General features: G+C 60.3%; 19 protein-coding genes and 1 pseudogene. 10 read left to right on the forward strand and 10 right to left on the reverse strand.

All coding sequences use genetic code 11. The annotated features are described in order from the left end of the window. Positions 1–90 precede the first annotated feature (90 nt). The 3 genes from GGR66_RS07365 (at position 91) to GGR66_RS21150 (ending at position 1,863) form a co-directional block, all read left to right on the forward strand. Entirely contained in the window at positions 91–495 is a 405-nt protein-coding gene (locus tag GGR66_RS07365) for an H-NS family nucleoid-associated regulatory protein (protein WP_184447811.1), read from the forward strand. A gap of 187 nt (positions 496–682) precedes the next feature. Next, positions 683–1,153, forward strand: coding sequence for a hypothetical protein (locus GGR66_RS07370; protein ID WP_255421608.1), 471 nt, complete (start codon positions 683–685; stop codon positions 1,151–1,153). Positions 1,154–1,518: 365 nt separating this feature from the next. Further along, positions 1,519–1,863, forward strand: a complete 345-nt coding sequence (locus GGR66_RS21150) for a hypothetical protein (protein ID WP_255421609.1) — start codon at positions 1,519–1,521, stop codon at positions 1,861–1,863. Positions 1,864–2,031: 168 nt separating this feature from the next. On the opposite strand, the gene GGR66_RS07380 is transcribed toward GGR66_RS21150, so the two are convergent. Beyond that, entirely contained in the window at positions 2,032–2,895 is an 864-nt protein-coding gene (locus GGR66_RS07380) for a ricin-type beta-trefoil lectin domain protein (RefSeq protein ID WP_326520954.1), read from the reverse strand. Between the two features lie 222 nt (positions 2,896–3,117). Between GGR66_RS07380 and GGR66_RS07385 the strand changes: the two genes are divergently transcribed. After that, positions 3,118–4,707 (forward strand): alkaline phosphatase, encoded by a 1,590-nt coding sequence (locus GGR66_RS07385; RefSeq protein WP_184447812.1) that lies wholly within the window; start codon positions 3,118–3,120, stop codon positions 4,705–4,707. A 396-nt stretch (positions 4,708–5,103) separates the two neighbouring features. On the opposite strand, the gene GGR66_RS21370 is transcribed toward GGR66_RS07385, so the two are convergent. Continuing rightward, a complete protein-coding gene (locus GGR66_RS21370) occupies positions 5,104–5,256 on the reverse strand; it encodes a hypothetical protein (protein ID WP_326520955.1) in 153 nt (50 codons plus the stop codon). 405 nt (positions 5,257–5,661) lie between these two features. Continuing rightward, entirely contained in the window at positions 5,662–5,874 is a 213-nt protein-coding gene (locus tag GGR66_RS21155) for a hypothetical protein (RefSeq protein WP_255421610.1), read from the reverse strand. Positions 5,875–5,957: 83 nt separating this feature from the next. Here GGR66_RS21155 and GGR66_RS07400 point away from each other — a divergent pair, with 83 nt between their 5' ends. From GGR66_RS07400 to GGR66_RS07410, 3 genes are all read left to right on the forward strand, one after another. Then, positions 5,958–6,665 (forward strand): ATP-binding cassette domain-containing protein, encoded by a 708-nt coding sequence (locus GGR66_RS07400; RefSeq protein ID WP_184447814.1) that lies wholly within the window; start codon positions 5,958–5,960, stop codon positions 6,663–6,665. An 824-nt stretch (positions 6,666–7,489) separates the two neighbouring features. Continuing rightward, positions 7,490–9,613: a TonB-dependent receptor gene (locus GGR66_RS07405; RefSeq protein WP_326520956.1), complete on the forward strand. Its 2,124-nt coding sequence runs from the start codon at positions 7,490–7,492 to the stop codon at positions 9,611–9,613. Between the two features lie 11 nt (positions 9,614–9,624). Next, positions 9,625–10,320 (forward strand): tyrosine-protein phosphatase, encoded by a 696-nt coding sequence (locus GGR66_RS07410; protein WP_221236366.1) that lies wholly within the window; start codon positions 9,625–9,627, stop codon positions 10,318–10,320. Between the two features lie 1,620 nt (positions 10,321–11,940). Here the strand turns inward: GGR66_RS07410 and GGR66_RS07415 are convergent. Continuing rightward, positions 11,941–13,095, reverse strand: coding sequence for a GGDEF domain-containing protein (locus GGR66_RS07415; RefSeq protein ID WP_184447816.1), 1,155 nt, complete (start codon positions 13,093–13,095; stop codon positions 11,941–11,943). A gap of 78 nt (positions 13,096–13,173) precedes the next feature. Beyond that, a complete protein-coding gene (locus tag GGR66_RS07420; protein ID WP_184447817.1) occupies positions 13,174–13,758 on the reverse strand; it encodes an OmpW family outer membrane protein in 585 nt (194 codons plus the stop codon). 525 nt (positions 13,759–14,283) lie between these two features. Between GGR66_RS07420 and GGR66_RS07425 the strand changes: the two genes are divergently transcribed. Next, positions 14,284–15,270, forward strand: coding sequence for an ankyrin repeat domain-containing protein (locus GGR66_RS07425; RefSeq protein ID WP_184447818.1), 987 nt, complete (start codon positions 14,284–14,286; stop codon positions 15,268–15,270). Here GGR66_RS07425 and GGR66_RS07430 read toward each other — a convergent pair. Together GGR66_RS07430 and GGR66_RS21160 are read right to left on the reverse strand one after the other, a co-directional pair. Then, on the reverse strand, positions 15,248–15,448 hold the full coding sequence (locus GGR66_RS07430; RefSeq protein ID WP_184448094.1) for a DUF4236 domain-containing protein: 201 nt from the start codon (positions 15,446–15,448) through the stop codon (positions 15,248–15,250). The genes GGR66_RS07425 and GGR66_RS07430 overlap by 23 nt on opposite strands. A 41-nt stretch (positions 15,449–15,489) precedes the next feature. Further along, positions 15,490–15,772: pseudogene (locus GGR66_RS21160) on the reverse strand (hypothetical protein). Between the two features lie 286 nt (positions 15,773–16,058). Here GGR66_RS21160 and GGR66_RS07435 point away from each other — a divergent pair. Next, positions 16,059–16,352 carry a type II toxin-antitoxin system RelE/ParE family toxin gene (locus GGR66_RS07435; protein WP_184447819.1) on the forward strand — a complete coding sequence of 98 codons (294 nt, stop codon included), beginning with the start codon at positions 16,059–16,061 and terminating at the stop codon, positions 16,350–16,352. A gap of 30 nt (positions 16,353–16,382) precedes the next feature. Continuing rightward, positions 16,383–16,685, forward strand: a complete 303-nt coding sequence (locus GGR66_RS07440; RefSeq protein WP_184447820.1) for an addiction module antidote protein — start codon at positions 16,383–16,385, stop codon at positions 16,683–16,685. Between the two features lie 188 nt (positions 16,686–16,873). On the opposite strand, the gene GGR66_RS07445 is transcribed toward GGR66_RS07440, so the two are convergent. The 3 genes from GGR66_RS07445 to GGR66_RS07455 are packed head-to-tail and all read right to left on the reverse strand — an operon-like array spanning position 16,874 to position 18,385. Next, complete coding sequence (locus tag GGR66_RS07445) at positions 16,874–17,254, reverse strand: hypothetical protein (protein ID WP_184447821.1); 381 nt, start codon at positions 17,252–17,254, stop codon at positions 16,874–16,876. Next, a complete protein-coding gene (locus GGR66_RS07450; protein ID WP_184447822.1) occupies positions 17,251–17,565 on the reverse strand; it encodes a hypothetical protein in 315 nt (104 codons plus the stop codon). Before GGR66_RS07450 ends, GGR66_RS07445 begins: the two co-directional genes overlap by 4 nt. A gap of 49 nt (positions 17,566–17,614) precedes the next feature. Further along, positions 17,615–18,385 (reverse strand): hypothetical protein, encoded by a 771-nt coding sequence (locus tag GGR66_RS07455; protein WP_184447823.1) that lies wholly within the window; start codon positions 18,383–18,385, stop codon positions 17,615–17,617. Positions 18,386–18,404 lie beyond the last annotated feature (19 nt).

Here is an 18,404-nt window from a genome sequence, read left to right on the forward strand (position 1 = left end):
GGAGGGCAACACGCAAGCGTGCTGACAGCTACTTCAATTAAACTCTTTGCTCCCGGGAAAGACCCATGTTCCTAACAGGCGATCTGCTGAATGAGTAAGAAAACGTTGGATTCGATCACCTCTGCCAAGGCCAAGATCGAAGAGGAGCTCCGCAAGCTTGAAGAGCAGGAAGCCGCTCTCCGCCAAGAACAGGCTGCCGCCGCTCTTAGGGAGATCACGAGCCTGCTGAGCCAATACGGCGAGCACTTCACCCCGAAGCAGAAGGCCGAGCTGGCCGTCGCCATCGGGGCCAGCAGCCCGGGCCGTGGCCGCAAGGCTGGTCCAGCCCAGGCCAAGAAGGAAGTGGCCCCCAAATACTGGCTTCCGCACACTCAGGAAACCTGGTCGGGCCGCGGACGCACTCCCCTGGCGTTCAAGGCGTGGGAGGGGACGGCGGCTTACAAGCAGTGGAAGGCCAGCCACCCGGATGAGAAGTTCCCGAAGTATCCGGGGTAGCCGTCTCGGACGTTCGTTGAAAAGAAGCCCTGGATCGCCAGGGCTTCTTGCTTTGGGAAGCCGAGAAATTCCCAAGCACTGTCTCGATCTGTGCGACACCTCTTCTGTCTACTCCTGCCGTGGCGCGCATCGAATGTGGGGTGCTAGCCGCACCGGCTGAAAAATCAACCAGCGAGAGAGAGGAATCATGAGTGACCTGCACTTGGATGCGAACAGCGTTTTCAACGGAATCATCGTTGCTCTGCTGCTTGGAGGGGGTGGTTGGGCGTTGGGTTGGGCAAGGATGCGGCTAGGGCTGATGAACGACAGGATCACCCTTAAAATCCATCGCGCTGAGCTAAACAAGGTGTTGAACCTTCAGCGAGATTCGGCAAAAGTTGCGGCGTTTCTTCTCACTCAAATCCTCTTCTGCTTCGCCATCTTGGGCGTGGCAATGGCGTATTCGACGATCGCTTTTATGGATGGAGGAGCGAAATGGATGGCGCCAGTTGTGTCGATCCTTGGATTAGCCATCTACACGTGTGCCGTCTATGCGATCGGCATCATCATTCGGGTGAAGAAGGGGGCCAAGTATGTGCAGCGTCAGGAAGCGAAAATTGCGGCGCTTGAGGAGGGACTTGAGCGACGGAATGCCGTAAAGCAAAAAGCACGTGAGTAGTGCTGTAGTTCGCGCTCTGGCTCGCGTAAGAGTTTTCTGATGCTGCGGTCAGCTTTCAACTGATCCCACGTCCGCGATCTTGGTGGCAACCTGTATCTGTTGTCCAGGCCACTTCACCCGCCATGGCCGGGGGACGGAGCCCAGAACCTCCACTTAAGCGCCGACGATCAAAGGCCCCGCACGCGGGGCCTTTGCTTTTGCGCCTGAGGCTCCTTGGTCAGGCAGGGGAGGGCACGGATAGGGCCGCCGGCCGGAAGCATCTGTCTATCCTCGTAGACGTTTTGAGCAGTCCTCGTGCTGGCGCTTGCACGCCCATCTGGCCAGCAGTAGCGTTTTAGCGACGCTTTCTCGTCAAGGAACGAACGATGAAAACCCTCTCTGGCGCATTGCTTGGATTGGCCGGGCTGGCTGCTGGCCTCTCACCGATCGCCAAGGCGGCAGACCAGATGATGAACCCAGCCGACGTCATTGAGGGCATGGGAGAGCGCGTGCCTCCGGGGAAGACGAACGTCAGCCGTTCCCCGTTATTTAAGGCCTATGTGTTCGAGAAAGCGGGTCTCAAATTCGTCCAAATCAACTCGCTGCAGGACGACGTCATCACGGTCATCGTTGTAACCCCCGGCGCTGAGTCGCGCTTGCCCATCGGCTCGGCCGCGGGGCAACCGCTGCTCTTGGTCAACGACGAAGCCCCGGGATTGCAGGTTGGCTAACGCAGTGCCGAGACCTATGGCTCGTCGCTCTTGGATCCATCACTGCCTGAATGTTCAAGCCAAAGATAGAAAGCCCCAGTTGGACTGGGGCTTGGGTAGAAGTCGCGTCTGCGTCTGGAGAGCTGGCTCGTTGGCCAGCGAGGGGATACGACCACCCCGCCCGGTTTGTTAGTTGGGCTGTACTTCCCAGGTCTGGTTGGGATTGCCCAGACAGTCCCACATCTGCACGCGTGCGCCGTTGGTCCTGCCGCCTTCGGAGTCATCAAGGCATTTATTGTTCAGGTCGCTACGGATCTGCCCGCGAATCCGCCATGTTTGCGCGGCGCTTCCATTGCATTTGGCCATCAGGATGGTGTTGCCGTTCGCGCCGGACGGGCCGTTGACTTCGAGGCAGTTGCCGCCGTAGCCGATGAGCGAGCCATTCGTGCCCAGCGTCCATTTCTGGTTCTTGTTCCCCGAGCAGTCCCATAGTTGAACTGCGGTGCCACTGGTAACGCCGCCGCCCATCACGTCCAGGCATCGTCCACTGGACACCTGGATCGCGCCGGTTGCCGGATCGAATTGCCATGTCTGGTTGGTGCCGCCGAGATTGTCCCAGGTTTGCAGGCGTGCACCGTTGTCAGAGCCTGCGTTGACCACGTCCAGCACTTTGCCGCCAGTGGCGATGATGGCGGACGACCGGAAGCTCCAGCGCTGGTTGGACGAGTTGAACGCTTGGTAGAGCTGCATGCCCGCGCCGTTGCTGGTATTGACCCCGGCGATATCCAGGACCTTGTCGGTGCCGTTGTTGCGCAGCGCCCGGCTTTTGCTTTGCCATTGCCATTTCTGCTGGCGCAAGCCGTTGCATCCCCAGACCTGAATCGGCGCTGTGTTGTCGGTGCTGCCGTTCACCACGTCCAGGCACTTGCCGGAAGGACCGACGATCTGGCCTGGCGAACTCGAGTCGTCAAACGGCACCACGGTCGCTCTAAATTGAGCGATGCGGGGAACGGTGAGCAGGAACGCCGTCGCGTTGTCGGCTTCGGCGACCACGATCCAACTGGTTGGCGTCTGGCGACGCCGTTGCAGCCAAGGACGCTAGAGAAAGAGCAACAGCAAGCCCGCTACGAGGTGCGCTACTGAGGGGGAGAGGCATCGTGGAACAAATCTGCAATAATGCAATGATATAACATATCTTTAAACGAGCCGTCATAACCTGCTGGGCGGTGAGGACGGCGACATGAAACTAGCTCTTTGTGGCGCTATGGAAATCCGATGAAAGACTCGAATGTGCTATCCCGTGACCGCTTTTTCGCCGGCCATCGATCGCAGTTGCGATGGACCGCCCTTCTGCTCGTAATCGGGCTGGCTGGGTGCCAGTCCGTCGCTCCCCTGCAGGGGACGGCCGCCAATGAACGGCCGAAGAATGTGATCGTGATGATCAATGACGGTGCTGGTTGGGGGACGTGGGACGCTGCGGCTTACTGGCAGTATGGAAGTCGCGATGGCGCGCCCTACGCAGATTTCCCGCAGCGCTATGGCGTCACCACTTTCCCGCTCAACACCAGCAACCAGCCGACGGGAGACGACGCGCAATCGATTGGCTACGATCCAGGCAAGGCGTGGGACACCATGCCCGTTCCGGCAGCCGACCTGCCCTTTGCCGGATATCAATACCTGACTGCCGTCGCCACCGACAGCGCAGCCGCTGGTACCGCGTTGTCTTCGGGGATCAAGAGCTACAACAACGCCATCAACTATGATAATCATGGCACTGCCGTGGAGTTCAATACGCTGCTCGCCAAACGCCTGGGCATGGCCACCGGCGTGGTCACGACCGTGCCGTTCTCGCACGCAACGCCGGCTGCGTTTGCCGCCCAGAACGAGTCCCGCAACCACTATCACCAGATCGCGCATCAGATGCTCTCGCAAGGCCACATGGACTTGGTAATGGGTACTGGTGGACCGGGGTACAGCGTCAATGGCGAGCCCTGCGATCGGGCGCGGAGTTTCGGCCGGCCCGAAGGCTGCGATGCGCCCTGGGAATACGTGTCCAAGGAAGATTGGCAGCAGCTGCAGGCGGCCGCGATCATTGGCAAGAATCCTCAGGGGCCGTGGCGCCTCATCCGCACCCGCGAAGACTTCCTGCGACTAGCCGCCGGCGAACTGCCCGTTGATCGCCCGCTCATCGGTGTTCCCGAAGTGGCGACTACATTGCAGCAGGCGCGCCAGGAGAGCGTACTCGGCCCGGATCCCGCCAGGCCTTCCGGGGTCAGGGCAATCGCGACGGTGCCCGATCTTTCCACGATGACCCGTGGCGCGCTCCGGTTCTTGAAGCACCGTTCGAACCAAGGGCTCTTCTTGATGGTGGAAGGCGGCGCCACTGACTGGGCTGCACATACCAGCGCCTGCGGCACGCAATGGCACTACGGCGAATGTACCGGACACCCCCAATACGGGCGTCTGGTCGAGGAGTCCGCGGATTTCAACGATGCCGTGGCGGTGGTGGTGGATTGGATCCAGGAAAACGGCGGTTGGGAAGAGAACCTGCTCATCGTTACCACCGATCACGACAACAGCATGCCGATGGGAGAAAACGCACAGCACACTGCCTTCGCGCCCGTGATCAGCAGCGGGCGTGGAAACATGCCCAGAATGAGCTTCAGACCGACTGGTGACCACTCCAATGCGCTGGTGCCGCTTTGGGCCAAGGGTGCAGGTTCCAATCGGTTCGCCGAGCGCGTGAGGGGCGTGGATGCTGGTTACCGTCAGTATGTCGGTTGGAACGACGGCAGCTACATTGACAACACCGATGTGGCGGAGGTGGTTCGGATGGCATTGGAGGATCGTCGCGACGATGGGTGAGCCCATGCCGGATTCCGCAAGCTGGTGTGCTGCCTCCTAGCCAGCACCCGCTAGGGCCGTTGCTACGGTGCGTGGGGCGACCTTGCATGCCACTACAGGTGCCAACGATCTCCAACGACAATGCGGTGGGAGCGACGCCAGAGTTTAAGAGTTGCAGTAGTGCGGGACAGTGCGCGCCGGACCGGCCATAGCCACCAAGCGGGTCATCGCGACCAAGTCAATCTGTCGACCCGGGAGCGGTCTGCCGCAACGCGACCCGGTTGTAGAGGTGGGCGGACGCCAACAGCAGTCCGCCGACCGCGGCGACCGCCCCGTGCCGCGCCAGTGCCTCCTTCCGCGGGCCATACGCCGACGCGCCAATCAAGGCGACGGAGCCAGTGCTCGCCAGCATCGGCCCTAGCCGGCGACCGTGGCGTGGCGTTCCAGCGAAGGTGTTGCCAGCGCGATCCCCGACGCCGTTGCGGCGAACAGCCATTTCCCGCGCGTCAGCTCCACCAGCAGAAGCGTCATCGCGCCATGGGCGGGATGAGGGAACGAGCGCAGCACCATGCAATGCGCTACGCAACCAATCGAGAGCCACGCTCTCGCCAGGTCAAGATGGCGATGCAATGCGCTACCTGTCTAGTGCGAGCGGCAGCACTTGTCGAAAAGCTAGGCATGTGGTTCATTATGTTATATAGTAACGGTTATAGGGTAACTGATGAAAGTACTTCCCCCGGTCTTTCTTCTAGGCATATCAGCCTCTGCGAGTTCCAACGCTGTCCGGCACCTCGAACTCCACGTGCGCGATCAGGCCACTTTGGATGTGGCGATAGACCACCGTATTTTGACCGCCCTGCTAAGGCGTTCGGATTTGGAATCCTGGACTTCGAACGCCCGCCGGCGACCTCCCATAAGAGGGCCAGGTTGGCCACGGTACTTTCCGTGTTGAAGCGCTCGGGCTGTCTTGAGTTGTCACCGGCAGCGCGTTGCACGCTGGTCAGCTCCGACGCGAAAGCGGGAGGTTTCGACGATCGCACCGGTCACGGGGAAAGTCACGCAGCTGACCAGTCGCATGAAGATCACCACCGCGCCGATTTTTCCGCGCAACAGAATTGCCGCTGTACGGTGCCCACCGCTCTTGCCGAGATCGGGGTGCGCTTGCGGGATATCTTTGAGGGATTGCATGAGTTCATCGTGAATGCAGCCACTGAAGAGGAGCAGGGCAGGACTGTCGTCACTCGGTGCAATATGCGCGTGCGATTCGGCAAATGATGGTGCCGCCGATTGCTGAAATCAGAGATGTCCGGTTCGGATACACGTGGGACGTCCCGGTCTTGGATATCCCGCACCTAGCTATCCCGAAGGGAAAGCAAATACTCTTGAGTGGTGCCAGCGGCTCAGGGAAGAGCACGCTACTGGCCCTCATCTCCGGCATCATCACCGCTGAATCGGGGCACGTCATCGTCGCTGGTCACGATTTGGGGAACATGAGCGGCGCCAAACGGGATCGCTTCCGTGCCAACCATCTCGGCGTCGTATTCCAGCAGCTCAACCTGCTGCCTTTCCTTTCCGTCCGAGCCAATGTCGCGCTGGGCATGCACTTTTCCAGAGCGTACAGCGCCAGCTTGGCGAGCAGCCTGGATGAAGAGATCGTGCGTATGTTGAGTGCACTGGAGCTCGATGCGCCGAGCTTGCTCGAACGTAAAGTCGGGCATCTGAGCGTAGGCCAGCAACAGCGCGTTGCTGCAGCGCGAGCCTTGATCGGGCAGCCAGAAATCCTGCTCGCCGACGAGCCCACTTCTGCGCTGGATCGGCGCACGGCCGGTTCCTTCCTGCGGCTGATGTTCGACGAGTGCCGGCGATCAAACACAACGGCGATTGTCGTCAGCCACAATGAGTCGCTGCGGGGGCTATTCGATGAGGTCATTGACTTGAAACACATCAACCAGGCCTCCGCCGGGAGGTCCGATGCTTAACTTGGCTTTGGCGAGCCTGCGCAATCGCGCCTTGGGTGTCGCCTTGACGATAGTGGTCATTGCCCTGAGCGTGGTCTTGCTGCTCGGGTGGAGCGGGTGCGGGAGCAGGTCCAAGCTACGCATGCTACTGAAGCGGTCGGAGTGCACAAAAAGCAGCGGAGTGCTACGCGCTGTAGAAAGGCTTCAGTGCTCGGTCTAAGCCCGGTGCGCGCGCGGACTTCAGGGCTAAGCCGTCGGAAAAGCAGTAGATCATGTCGGCGGCCATTTGCTGCAGTTCGACCGGAGCACGGCTTTGCCCCTGCTTGGCGTAGTGCTGCCGCAGTCAACCCATAACCATCTGGCGCTTGTCTTGGCCGATGCGCTGCAGAATCTTGCACGACGCCAAGACGATCGCGCTTGTTCCGGAAGTAGTGGTAGGGCACAAGCCGGTGCTTACGTTCGCGCGCTGCGATCTTCACCATCGACGTGGCCTCAAAGCCTTCTTAGATGATGCACTCGCGAGTGGCATCAAGGATGAGTTGGCGCTTCTGGCGTATTAGCTTTTCGAGGGGACCTCGTTATGGCAGGACTTTGCTCGCCCGCGGAATTCACGCCGTTGGTAGCCAAAAAATGCGTTTAACTTTCATTCAACTGTCAATGTCGCTTGGCAAGATAGCCGGCTATTTCTACTCTCTTCAGGAACCTCCATGATGCGTCATCCTCTTTCCCGTGCCGTCGCTCTGGCGCTGGCTGCGTTGGCAACTTGGCCGGTGTTCGCGCAGGAAGTCCCGCAGGAAACTGCGACCCGGCATGCATCCTCACCGGTTACGCTCGATCAGGTCGTGGTGAGCGCAGAGAAGCGCGTGACCAACCTGCAGGAAACGCCGATCTCTGTGTCGGTGCTCAATGACGAGGAACTGAAGGATCGCAGCGCGATTTCCCTCGGCAGCCTGGCGGACGGCTCGATTCCCTCCCTGCGTATCGCGCCGTTCGCTACTCGCAGCTTTGCGCTGAACATCGCCATACGTGGCATCGGTGCCAGCAGCGATGCCAACCAGCCGGCACGCGACCAAGGCGTGGGTGTGTATGTCGATGGCGTGTTCCTCGGCCGCGCCCAGGGCCTGGGGACGGCGCTATACGACGTGGAACGCATCGAGGTGCTGAAGGGGCCGCAAGGCACGCTGTTCGGCCGCAATACCGAAGGCGGCGCCATCAGCATCGTGACCAAGGCGCCGACCGGCGAGTTCGGACTGAGGACCAACTTCGGCGTCTCCAATTACGATGGCTACAGCAGCGGCATGCACCTGGATCTGCCTCGCGTGGGCAACGTCAGCTTCAAGATCGACGCGGTGCAGGCGCATCGCGGCGGCACCACCGACAATCCGATGCGCGGTCAGGAGGATTTCAACGGTTACGACAAACGCGGCGCACGTCTCAGCGCGCTGTGGCAGCCAAGCGACAACTTCGAGGCCCTGTACGCGCTCGACCATTCCTATGACGCGACCACGCCTTACTATGCCCAATACCTGGGCGGCGGCACCGCTCCGCGTGGTCCGCTGCTGAGTGCCGGTTTGCAGCACTACCGGCGTGACTCGGCCATCATCGGCGTGCCGCAAGAAGAGAATGTCGGCAAGACCGATGGTCATCTGTTGAACCTGACCTGGACGCTGTCAGACGATCTGCAGCTGAAGTCGATCAGCTCCTACCGGCAGCTGGAGCAGAGCCAGTTCGACAATGGAGTAACCGACGCCATTTCTATATTCGCGCCGAATGGCGAGTTCGGTCGCTACAGCCTAGCCCGGTTGTACCAGCACCAGTACAGCCAGGAATTCCAGCTGATCGGCAACACCGCGCAGGTGGAATACGTCGCCGGCGCGTTCTACTACCACGAAACCGTGGGCGACAACGCGCAGACCCCGAACACCTTGCGCTGGAATGTCGACGGCAGCGCTTACACCGTGATCAACCAACCGCTGGACCTGAGCAAGGTGCGCATCGACCGCGCCAGCAAGGCAAGGACCGACAGCCTTGGCGTCTTCGGCCAGGCCACCTGGACTCCGGCCTCGATCGAGGATCTGCACCTGACCGTCGGCGGGCGCTGGACCAAGGACGACAAGGAAGGGAGGCTGCACACCTTGAACGGTGCGGCATCCAACTTGGCATTCGAAGGCTCGTGGAGTCGCTTCGACCCGATGGTCAACGTGGCCTACGACCTCGGCGACGACACGATGCTTTACGCCAAGTGGAGCACCGGTTTCAAGGCCGGTGGCGCCAACTCTCGTTCGATGAGTTATCGCGCGTTCGGCCCGGAAGAAGTCGAAGCGATCGAACTCGGTGCCAAGACCCAGTTCTGGGACGACCGCGCGCGCCTGAACCTGGCGCTGTTCTCCACTACGATTAAAGACCGGCAAATGGACTTCTTCCTGCCGCAGGTGCCGGGCCAGAACCGTAACGTTTCCGATACCACCAATGCCAGCACCGACGGCAAGTCCAAGGGCGCGGAGTTGGAGTTCAGCATCATGCCGCTGGATGGTCTGACCCTGAGCGTGGACTACGCCTACACCAAGGCCGACCCGCTGAGCGCGCCCAACCCGTACGTGGTCGGCAACCCGCTGGTCACCGTGCAGCCGCTGTTCGCGCCGAAAAACGCCGGCAGCGTCGGCATCGACTACCTATTGCCGCTGGGTGCTTCGGCGCTGAAGTTTTACCTCGGCGGCAACTGGTCCGACGGCTACTACACCGAGGTCGAGCAGATGCTCGCCGACAGTTCCTTCCTCGTCAACGCGCGTGTGGCCCTGATCGACGTGCCAATGGGCAGCAGCGGAGCCACGGCGGAATTCTCGCTGTGGTCGCGCAACCTGCTGGACGAAGAGCACCTGTTCCATGCCATCAATACCGCAAGCCTGGGCACCTATGGGATCTTCAACGACCCGCGCACCTTCGGGTTCGACGTCGCCATCCGCTTCTGAAGAAACATCACATGAGGAACAGCAAGCCACTGTTGGTCTGCACAATTGCCGCCGTCGCGTTCGACGCGCAGGCGCAGCTGCCGACCGACGTCGCCGTCGAGCGCGTTTCGCCGACCAGGATCGCCGTGGTCTTGAGTGGCGCGCTGGCTGCCGGCGAAAAACTCGACCTCATGCTCAGCGATGCCCAGGGCAAGGTCCCCGGTAAAGCCAAATGGATCGACGATGCGTCCGGCGACACCGGCCGCGTGGAACTCGAACATGCCGCCGGCACGCGCCCTTACGTGCTGGTCGACGACAACGAGGGCCACAAAGAAGTCGTCGCCGAACGCGTGCTGCCGCTGGAAGGCGGGGTCAACTTCCGCGACCTCGGCGGCTACCGCACCACCGACGGCCGCAGCATCAAGTGGGGCAGGCTCTACCGTTCCGGCGTGATGAGCGACCTGACCGATGCCGACTATGCCTACCTGCAGAAGCTCGGCATCAAGACCATCTGCGACCTGCGTTCGCAGGAAGAGCGTGCGCTCGAGCCGACTGATGCCAAGCGCATCGCCGACGGCGGCAACTACTACAGCCTCGACTATAAGCTGGAGTTCGGCGCCGGCGGTTTCGCCAAGTTGTTCTCCACGCCGTCGGCCAACCCGGAAATGACCGCGTTGCGCGTGTTCGGCAGTTTCTACCGGACGATGCCGACTGGGCGTGAGTCGTGAAGACCGCAAACGTCTGCAGGCGATTTATCTGGAGCCGGCTCCGCTCGTGGCCGCAAGCAAAAGGCGCGACGCCCGCTAGGGCGGGTCATCAAATTCCGATCTGCTCGGGGATTGATGACACACTCTGGGCCGCGTTGCATGTATCACTCCGGCATCGAGCGTGAGCCGCGTCAATGCAAGGCAAGCGGCCGGTGGACTCAGAGCTCTCGCAGATATGTATGGTTGCCCGGTGCCAGACCAAGCGTAGCAGCCGGTCGCTTGGATGGCCGCTTGGCGGTGGAAGAATCGAATGAACGCACGTTGCTGGTAGCCACCTTGGATGCGGCGGTTTCAACACGGAGCCTCTTCCTCGACTCGCAACCAGATGCCGTGGTTGGAGCTGGTAACGTGAGATACTTACTTGTCCGACATGAGATTGTCGCGGTGGATGCAGATCGTGTTGCCGTCGAGGTGATTGGTCGTCACCAAATACCCGCAGCATCGCCCTAACACTCGCTGGAATAGGACGCGCTGGATGTTTCACCGTCGAAGCCGAAATGGCGTCCGTCCACAGTGCGTATGCGTAACTCAGCGTGGTTAACGCGGTCATATTTTAGAGTGTGGTTGCACTCGTTGCGCGTGACTACATGGGCTTGGGTCGCGCTACCGAAGGTGGTGAGCAGCAAGACGGCGAGAAGGATACGGAATCGCCTAGCAGCACATCTTTTAAAGCTTTTAGGGGCGCGCAGATCTACGCGAGGGCGGGACGGGGCTGCTGCCTGTTCAAGCAGGTGCAAATTGGCAAAGGTTGAGCGGACGATCAAATTCTGCCTATATTGGGCAGCAGATAAGTAGGATGAGTTCACGCTTGGATACCGAAGGCATTGGAATAGGATTCACGTTTGTATCTACAACGAGCTCGACCGTCAATTCTGCGTGCCTCAAGATGTGACTTGGGGCAAAGATAACCCAGCCGTACGACGATCACTCCGAAGAGCCGCGCGGCTGAGGTATTGAATCAGCTTGCCGAGCTAGCGCGCTTTGCCGTTGATTTAGCCGATGGCCGCTGCCTGACCGCCACTGGCCAAGCCGAGGTGCTGCGCCCGCGACTGACTATCAGCATGCGCAGCCAATCACTCATCCTGCAGCGGGGGAGTTGCCTTGAGAGCACGGCGCAAAGACCTGGCCGCCGGTCTGGGCAAGCCCTAGCTCTCCAAAGGACCGCCTCAACTAGACCACTGGAACACGCGGGTGCGCCTCTAGAACCTGCGCCGCTGGCTGCTGATGCTGGAAAGGACACGTGCTAAAGAGTGCGCCAAAAAAGCTTGCACAGTTCGCACTCGGCGCCATGGGGGCGTCTTACGATGGGAGGATGAAAGTAGCCGGAGCGCTTGCTGCAAAAGCGTCGACGTCGACGTATTTGCTAGAAGACAGTGTTGAACCGGTGCCCAGTGTGATTGGACTATGCTGTGAAGATGAAACGCCGGCTACTTGCGCTGGGATAGTATTCGAAAGTTCAAGCTTGGTGCGGTGGTCACGGAGCGCTTCAAGCACTACCTCAGATCCCCCAGGAACGATGCGACCGACGCGGGGCGGCCAACACTCCGAGACAGTGTCAGCGGTGCCGCGCCTGCCTCGTCTTCAGTCGGACGGCGGCGGAGCCCGGCATACCCGATTTCGCCCCTCGCCTTTGGCCCGATAGAGCGCTCGGTCGGCGCGCAGGATCGCCGTCTCGAACGTCGGGTCGGCCGGGTCGATCTCGGCCACGCCTACGCTGAGCGTGATCGCAAGCCGCTCCCCGTGAATGGTGAACGGTTCGGCCGCGATGCGCGCGCGCAGGCGCTCGGCTGAGCGTTCGGCGTCGTCGATGCCTGTGTCGGGGAGGATGAGCAGGAATTCCTCGCCGCCCCATCGTACGGCTTTATCCCGCTTGCGCAGGCCATTGGCCAGGCGCTCAGCGAGCGCAACCAGTACGGTGTCGCCCGCTTCGTGGCCGAGGCTGTCGTTGATCTGCTTGAAGTGGTCGATGTCGCCGAGCACGACGCTACACGGTTCGCCCAATCGCGTGCGGGCATGCAGCCGCTCCAGGATGCGGCTGCCGCCGCGGCGGTTGGTCAGGTTGGTCAGCGAGTCGCTCTCGGCCTGCTGCTTCAAGCCGAGGTTGGCGCGTTCGCCGGCCATGGCGATGTAGCCGAAGTAGACCAGGATGCTGCTGAGCTGGTCGAAGATCATCGACGCGCGCGCACTCTTGCTGACATCCGCCGGCATTAGGCCCAAGGGGATCAAGACGGCCGGCACGATAAGCACTAGGAAGTAGCAGCCGAAGGCCAGGGCCACCACGTACTGCGAGAGCAGCCGCCGATCCGGGGTGGTCAGGATCTCGTGGAACACCAGCGCCGACTGCAGAGCGGCGACGAGGAAGATGAAAGGTAACGTGATCCGCGGCGAGACGCCCGTGATGGCGGCAACGGTGTAGAGTACGCTCGGCAGTACGACTAGCAGCGGTAGCCAGCGAACCGGCGCTGTGCGCCCGTAGAACAGCCTGATCCCGCTCCAAGAAGCCGCCAGGCTCGACAGGAACAACACATAAACGACGAGCGCCACCAATGGTGGCAGCAGCGCGCCGTCCTGGTATTGGCTGCTAAGCAGCGCTCCCAGAGTGGAGGCCAGCAGCGCGGCGGTCCAGTGATGCAGGTAGCGTTCCTTGGGCTGGCCCAGCACCGTGACCACGAAGATCACCAGGAAGGCCGCTCGGCCTACGGCGCTACTGAAGTAGAGCGTTTCGATGTCGAGCATGGCGACCCACTTCTCCGCAGAACGATACTTGGATGCCGTCTCCCGAGACCGTCCCGGTGACTCCGTCGGTGGCGCACGTCAAAATCGATAGCCGACGCCGACGCCGACCACCAAGGTGTCCACCTCCACGACGGCGCCGAAACCGTGCCCTGTGAAGCGGTAGGCGGGGCTGCTCACGTAGCGCACGCTCGTGCTGAGGCGCCAATGGTCTGCCACGCGGTAGTCGACCCCCAGGTTGAGGATGGCGCTGGTGACGCCGCGGACCTCGAAGTCGGGGATGCCGCCGGCGGGCCGGACCGCGTGCGGCCATGCGTAGTTGATCCCGAGCCCGAGGTAGGGGCTGAGCGTGGCATGGGGACGCACGTGGTACTGAACGGTCAGCGAGACAGTGCCGCTTTCGACGGTGCCGACGTCGAAGTCGCCGATGCGGGAGTTCCGGATGCGATAGTCGCGAGCGAACACGCCGCCCTGGCACTCGACCGCCCAGTGGTCGGTGACGAAGTAGCTCAGGTCCATCCCTGGCACCGCCTTGCTGGGTATCGTGATCTTGCCACCGATAATGGGGATCTCCGACGCAACGTGGACCGCATCCACCTCCAGCGCCATGACGCGGACCAGCCAGTGGCTTTGCTCCCGCCCTTGTGCGACGGCGTCCGCAGCCACGCACTGCGTCGGGGCTAATAGGACGGTGCCAGCCACCATGGCACCGGGCATGAGGTGCCAGGATAGATGTCGTAGCAATCCGCTCGGCATGAGGCGCTTCATTTCATCTAGGGGGGATCTGTCCATAAACACTTCTAGCGGCGGCCGTTCGCCAGACTTGAGTTAATGTGGATGGTGGCGCGGTCGGCACCGATGCCCGGGGGACAGGAGCGAAAACCTCCTCAAGCAACGACGACAAAAGACCTCGTATGCAAGGGCTTTGCTTTTTTTCGCCCAGGCTCCTTGACAAGCACTAACCTGGCAGGGGGAAGGAGCGCCGGGCGGAAGATATCTGTCTATCCTCGTAGACGTTTTGAGCGGCTCGGGGTTGGTCCTTGCTGGATTACGGAAAAACCGGCCAAGTTTAATTTGGTAATTCTGAACATCGCCAGGTATGGCATGTTAGACGCGAAGCATTACCTAACCTGTGTGATATGGAGTCTTGACAGCTGCGTCCCTTCACTTATAAGCAGTGAATGTCAGGGGATGAATATGTCAAACGATCTTTCGGAAATACGTCATGCCATAACAGAAGGCAATGTCATAAGGGCTGTTGAATTGATTGCTTGTGGCGAAAAGGAAATGCTGGCGTGGGCAGCTATCATTCAAGCCATGGCAGTCGATCAAGTCAAATTAATTGACTCCTTTCTGCCCTTCTTGCCTACTGATGGGAGAACCTCGATTGCCCTGGCTCATGCTGCTCGAAGGGGAATGAAAGAGGTGGTTGAGCAGCTGTTGCCTTACTCGGATCCTAAGGCAGACAAATCAGAAGCTCTTTTTCAAGCGGCTTCCCATGGATACCTCGATATTGTCAACCTTCTCTTGCCGCACTCGGAGCCTTGGATTCAAAATTCACGTGCCTTGTCTGAAGCGGCAAAAGAAGGGCATGTCGACGTGGTTGCTGCATTAATCCCGTATAGCAATCCAAAAATCAGTAATAGTGAAGCGCTTCGATATGCTGCCTTTCATGGATTTACCGAGGTGGTGAAGCTACTTTTGCCCGTTTCTTCTTCAATTCAGGCAGCTTTTTATGCTTTGCCGACTGCGGCGAAAAATGGGAATGGGAATATGGTCGCCGTTCTCTTGGCAGCAAATCTCCCGGACCCAGAAGAAGCATATGTTCTTGCACTTGTTGAGGCCAAAATGATGGGGCATGAACAGGTTGCTGAGCAGTTGATTTCTGCAATCCTCAGTCTTCAAAAACCTCGCCGATTTAGCGTGGAAGTGTTCAATCAAGCCTCTGAATTTGGCTTCGAAAGAGTTGTTGAGCATATCCTTTTGGTCAATGGGCCTGGTATGCCATGCTCAGCAGCGCTTGAGCGAGCCACCTATTTTGGTCAACACGCAGTAGTCGATCTTTTGATTGACCATTGCGATGCGGACCAATCCATCCAGGAAGTGCCTGAGGAAGAAAGGCCCGTTCTTGAAGAAGCATTGGAGCGTAGAGGGTTCAAGATGGGTAAAAAGTTTTGAAGTGGAGGTAGTTGCCTCGGGGGCGGCTTCCTACCTGCAAGCCTTTGATGCCAACCGAAACGCCGACGACGCCCTTCGATACGTTGAATCGAAAGGCGCCAACCCGGACACTCTTGCGCAGATAGAACCCATCTCCTTTCCTCTGTAAGTCCCCCTGTCCTTGGCCTTGATATACCAGTCAGGGGAGAGCGTCATGAAGGGGCGAGGACTGACGCTCGATCAGCTGGTCAACTGCACCCACAGCACCAGCAACACCATCGGCAGCCCGCTCAGGAGCGAGAAGACCCAGAAGGCTCCCATCAATGCCAGTGGCGTCATGACCCACCACTGCCCAGCGATGAACCTCCGGTCGCGCTGCCGAGCCGCGTAGGCTTCTTGCGGATAGAGGCTCCGTTTTTCGCAGGCTCCGCCGGACCATCAGCGGCCCGACGATGAAGCCAAACGGCCCGAGCAGGAGTAGGGTCCACGAGAACCACCAGAAGAACCGGTTATGGGGCGTCAGGACTTTCCTGGGGGCGGCGCGCCCTTGCCTAACCTGTTGGCAGAAGTCATATTGGTGGTGTTCAGGTTGCCACCCACAACTCAAAAAGAGTCGCTTAAGCGGGTGAAGGAGCTTCTAGTCCAAGAGCAGCCGACGTAGGCTTCTTTAGACGTCCAATGCACTTCTGAATGGAGCATCGGCTCGCGAAGCCTCGGAGGGAGAGGCGGTGGAGGTGAATAGTGGCGAAGCAGGGATCTCGTATTCATGCATTCGCTTGACAGGGTGTCGCTTATGAGAGACAGTGTTCATGCCGAGTGTTCTGTCGACTTTAGAGTTCGATCAATGGTTGAAGGGAATCTCCAGGGCGAGCAAAGTCAAAGTTCTTGCGCGAATTACCAATATGGAGCGCGGGAATTTTGGAGACTGTGAGCCTGTGGGCGATGGTGTGTCGGAGTCAAGGATCAACTGGGGACCCGGTCTTCGCCTCTACTTCATCGAGAAGGGCGATACGTTCGTAATCTTGTTGGGAGGCGGAGACAAGTCCACACAACAGGATGACATCCTGGCTGCGTTGACTTTGGCGCCGACAGTGATGAAATAGTTTGAACGCTCAACCTCAGAGGAAAAGGTCATGGCAGGCTCTCACGCATTCAATGTAAGTGATCACCTTGAGGATCTGGAGATGGTTGCTGCCTACTTGGACGCATGCATTGAAGAAGGTGGTCAGGAGCTTTTCTTGGCTGGCCTAGGGCACGTGATGAAAGCTCATGGCATGGGCACGATTGTCGCTCGGGCTGGGCTGAGCAGCAGGACAAGTGCCTATCGCGCGTTCTCCACCGATGGGAATCCTGAGCTCGCTACACTTGATGCGGTTCTTGATTCTCTCGAACTGCGTTTGTCTGTAGTGCCAAAAGAGCATCACGAAGCCGCTTGAAGTCGGTAGCCGTGGTTAGTTTATCTCGCCAGCGGATGATCAAGCTGCTCGTCGGCGTGCCCTGCTCTGCTAGGTATGACGGCGACGCGTAGCTGAGCACGCGCTATGGTGCCCCGTTTAGAAGCTAAGACGCCTAACAAAGAAAGCCCGGATTGCCGGGCTTTTTTGATGCGGATGCCCTATCGGAATCAACTGGTCAGCTGCACCCACAGCACCAGCAACACCATCGGCAATCCGCTCAGGAGCGAAAAGATCCAGAAGGCTCCCATCAATGCCAGTGGCGTCATCACCCACCACTGTCCAGCAGTGAACCCCTGGTCGCGCTGCCGAGCTGCGTAGGCTTCTTGCGGGTAGAAGCGCTCCGCTTTCCGCAGGCCGCGCCGGGCCATCAGCGGCCCGACGATGAAGCCAAACGGCCCGAGCAGGAGCAGGGTCCACGAGAACCACCAGAAGAAACGGTTGTGGGGCGTCAGGACTTTCCTGGAGGCGGCGCGCGGCTCGCCGTCCCCACGGAACCCGCTCGCAGCACCCACCGGCGTGCCGGCCATCGGGTCAAGGTTGGTCTTCATTTCGCGTAGGCCCTCCAAGTTCCAGATTCCCGCACGTAGCGCAGGTTCTTGCTCAGCGGAATCGGCACCTGCCGGCCCTCAATGTTGAGCATGGCCTGGCCGCGGGTATCGCAGCGGTAGCCGTCCACGCCTTCGGCTTCCACGCAGCCGGTGAGTTCGAAGTTCTGGATGTCGGTGACCTGGCCAGCGCCACTCTGCTGAAGCAGCCTGACGAACGCTTCCTTGGCGTCGTCGGCCGACGGCTTGCCGCTGCAGGCGGTGAGGCCCAAGGCCATGGTCGATGCGACCAGGCCGATCCATGCATTTTTCATGTCGTTCCTTGCTGAGGGATGGTGATGGGGAAGCGGGAGAGGTCAGGGACTACTGCTTGTCGCGGTTGCCGTCCGGCTTGAACCCCGCGATCCAGAGCCGGCTGTCCTTGAACGGCGTCAGCAGGCCGCTGGCCCCCGGATGGAGATCCGCGGTCTGGAGGAAGCCAGAGACCCATGCCACCCGCAGGGCGACGTCGACGGCGCGATCGGCGATGCCCGGTCGGCCGACGTTGACCACGAAGGGCTGCGCCGGCGGGTTGGGGCCGATGGAGCGCTGGGCACCGGTGTTCGGCTTGCTGGGCGGCACCCGGACACCGTTGAGCGTGTCGCGTCCCTTCCAGAGAGCAGAGGTGTTGAGCTCGGCCGTCTCGCCGAGGTCGTCGGTGTCGGTCAGCGGGGCGTCGGCACAAGCCCGGAAGGTCTCCATGCTCGAGTTCGCAGGGTCGGTCCAGATGCGGGCCTCGACGGTCCAGCAGGGCAGCGAGACGCCCCACTCGGTGAACGTCAGCGCGACCCTGGGCCAGTCCAGGCGGCCGGCCTGGGCGGCCTGGTGGTTGTCGCCTTTGAAGAGGCCGGGCAGCTTCCCGGCGCCGCTGAGGGACGTGTAGAGGGCACCGGAACCGCCGGCCTGTGCGGTGGACTTGCTCCCCGCGTTCGGCTTGATGCCGACCATCTGCTTGCCGGCGTCCTTGAGGCTCCCGCCGAGCTGACGGAAGAAGCCCGGCTTGGGGTCGGAGCCGTCTTGGGCGTGGGCAGCGATAGGAACAGCCAACATCAATGCCAGAGATGCTACGAATGCCAGCTTTTCCTGAAGTGCCATAGACCCTCGCGACTTTTGT

The organism is Xanthomonas sp. 3498 (genome assembly GCF_014199795.1).
GTDB lineage: Bacteria > Pseudomonadota > Gammaproteobacteria > Xanthomonadales > Xanthomonadaceae > Xanthomonas_A > Xanthomonas_A rydalmerensis.

Bases quoted from the DNA above. Each gene is read 5' to 3' on its own strand.
- GGR66_RS07385 (WP_184447812.1), top strand. From the start codon at position 3,118: ATGAAAGACTCGAATGTGCTATCCCGTGACCGCTTTTTCGCCGGCCAT.
- GGR66_RS21150 (WP_255421609.1), top strand. From the start codon at position 1,519: ATGAAAACCCTCTCTGGCGCATTGCTTGGATTGGCCGGGCTGGCTGCT.
- GGR66_RS07425 (WP_184447818.1), top strand. From the start codon at position 14,284: ATGAATATGTCAAACGATCTTTCGGAAATACGTCATGCCATAACAGAA.
- GGR66_RS07415 (WP_184447816.1), bottom strand. From the start codon at position 13,095: ATGCTCGACATCGAAACGCTCTACTTCAGTAGCGCCGTAGGCCGAGCG.
- GGR66_RS21370 (WP_326520955.1), bottom strand. From the start codon at position 5,256: ATGGTGCTGCGCTCGTTCCCTCATCCCGCCCATGGCGCGATGACGCTT.
- GGR66_RS21155 (WP_255421610.1), bottom strand. From the start codon at position 5,874: ATGCAATCCCTCAAAGATATCCCGCAAGCGCACCCCGATCTCGGCAAG.
- GGR66_RS07445 (WP_184447821.1), bottom strand. From the start codon at position 17,254: ATGAAGACCAACCTTGACCCGATGGCCGGCACGCCGGTGGGTGCTGCG.
- GGR66_RS07400 (WP_184447814.1), top strand. From the start codon at position 5,958: ATGATGGTGCCGCCGATTGCTGAAATCAGAGATGTCCGGTTCGGATAC.
- GGR66_RS07455 (WP_184447823.1), bottom strand. From the start codon at position 18,385: ATGGCACTTCAGGAAAAGCTGGCATTCGTAGCATCTCTGGCATTGATG.
- GGR66_RS07365 (WP_184447811.1), top strand. From the start codon at position 91: ATGAGTAAGAAAACGTTGGATTCGATCACCTCTGCCAAGGCCAAGATC.
- GGR66_RS07440 (WP_184447820.1), top strand. From the start codon at position 16,383: ATGGCAGGCTCTCACGCATTCAATGTAAGTGATCACCTTGAGGATCTG.
- GGR66_RS07410 (WP_221236366.1), top strand. From the start codon at position 9,625: ATGAGGAACAGCAAGCCACTGTTGGTCTGCACAATTGCCGCCGTCGCG.
- GGR66_RS07450 (WP_184447822.1), bottom strand. From the start codon at position 17,565: ATGAAAAATGCATGGATCGGCCTGGTCGCATCGACCATGGCCTTGGGC.
- GGR66_RS07435 (WP_184447819.1), top strand. From the start codon at position 16,059: ATGCCGAGTGTTCTGTCGACTTTAGAGTTCGATCAATGGTTGAAGGGA.
- GGR66_RS07370 (WP_255421608.1), top strand. From the start codon at position 683: ATGAGTGACCTGCACTTGGATGCGAACAGCGTTTTCAACGGAATCATC.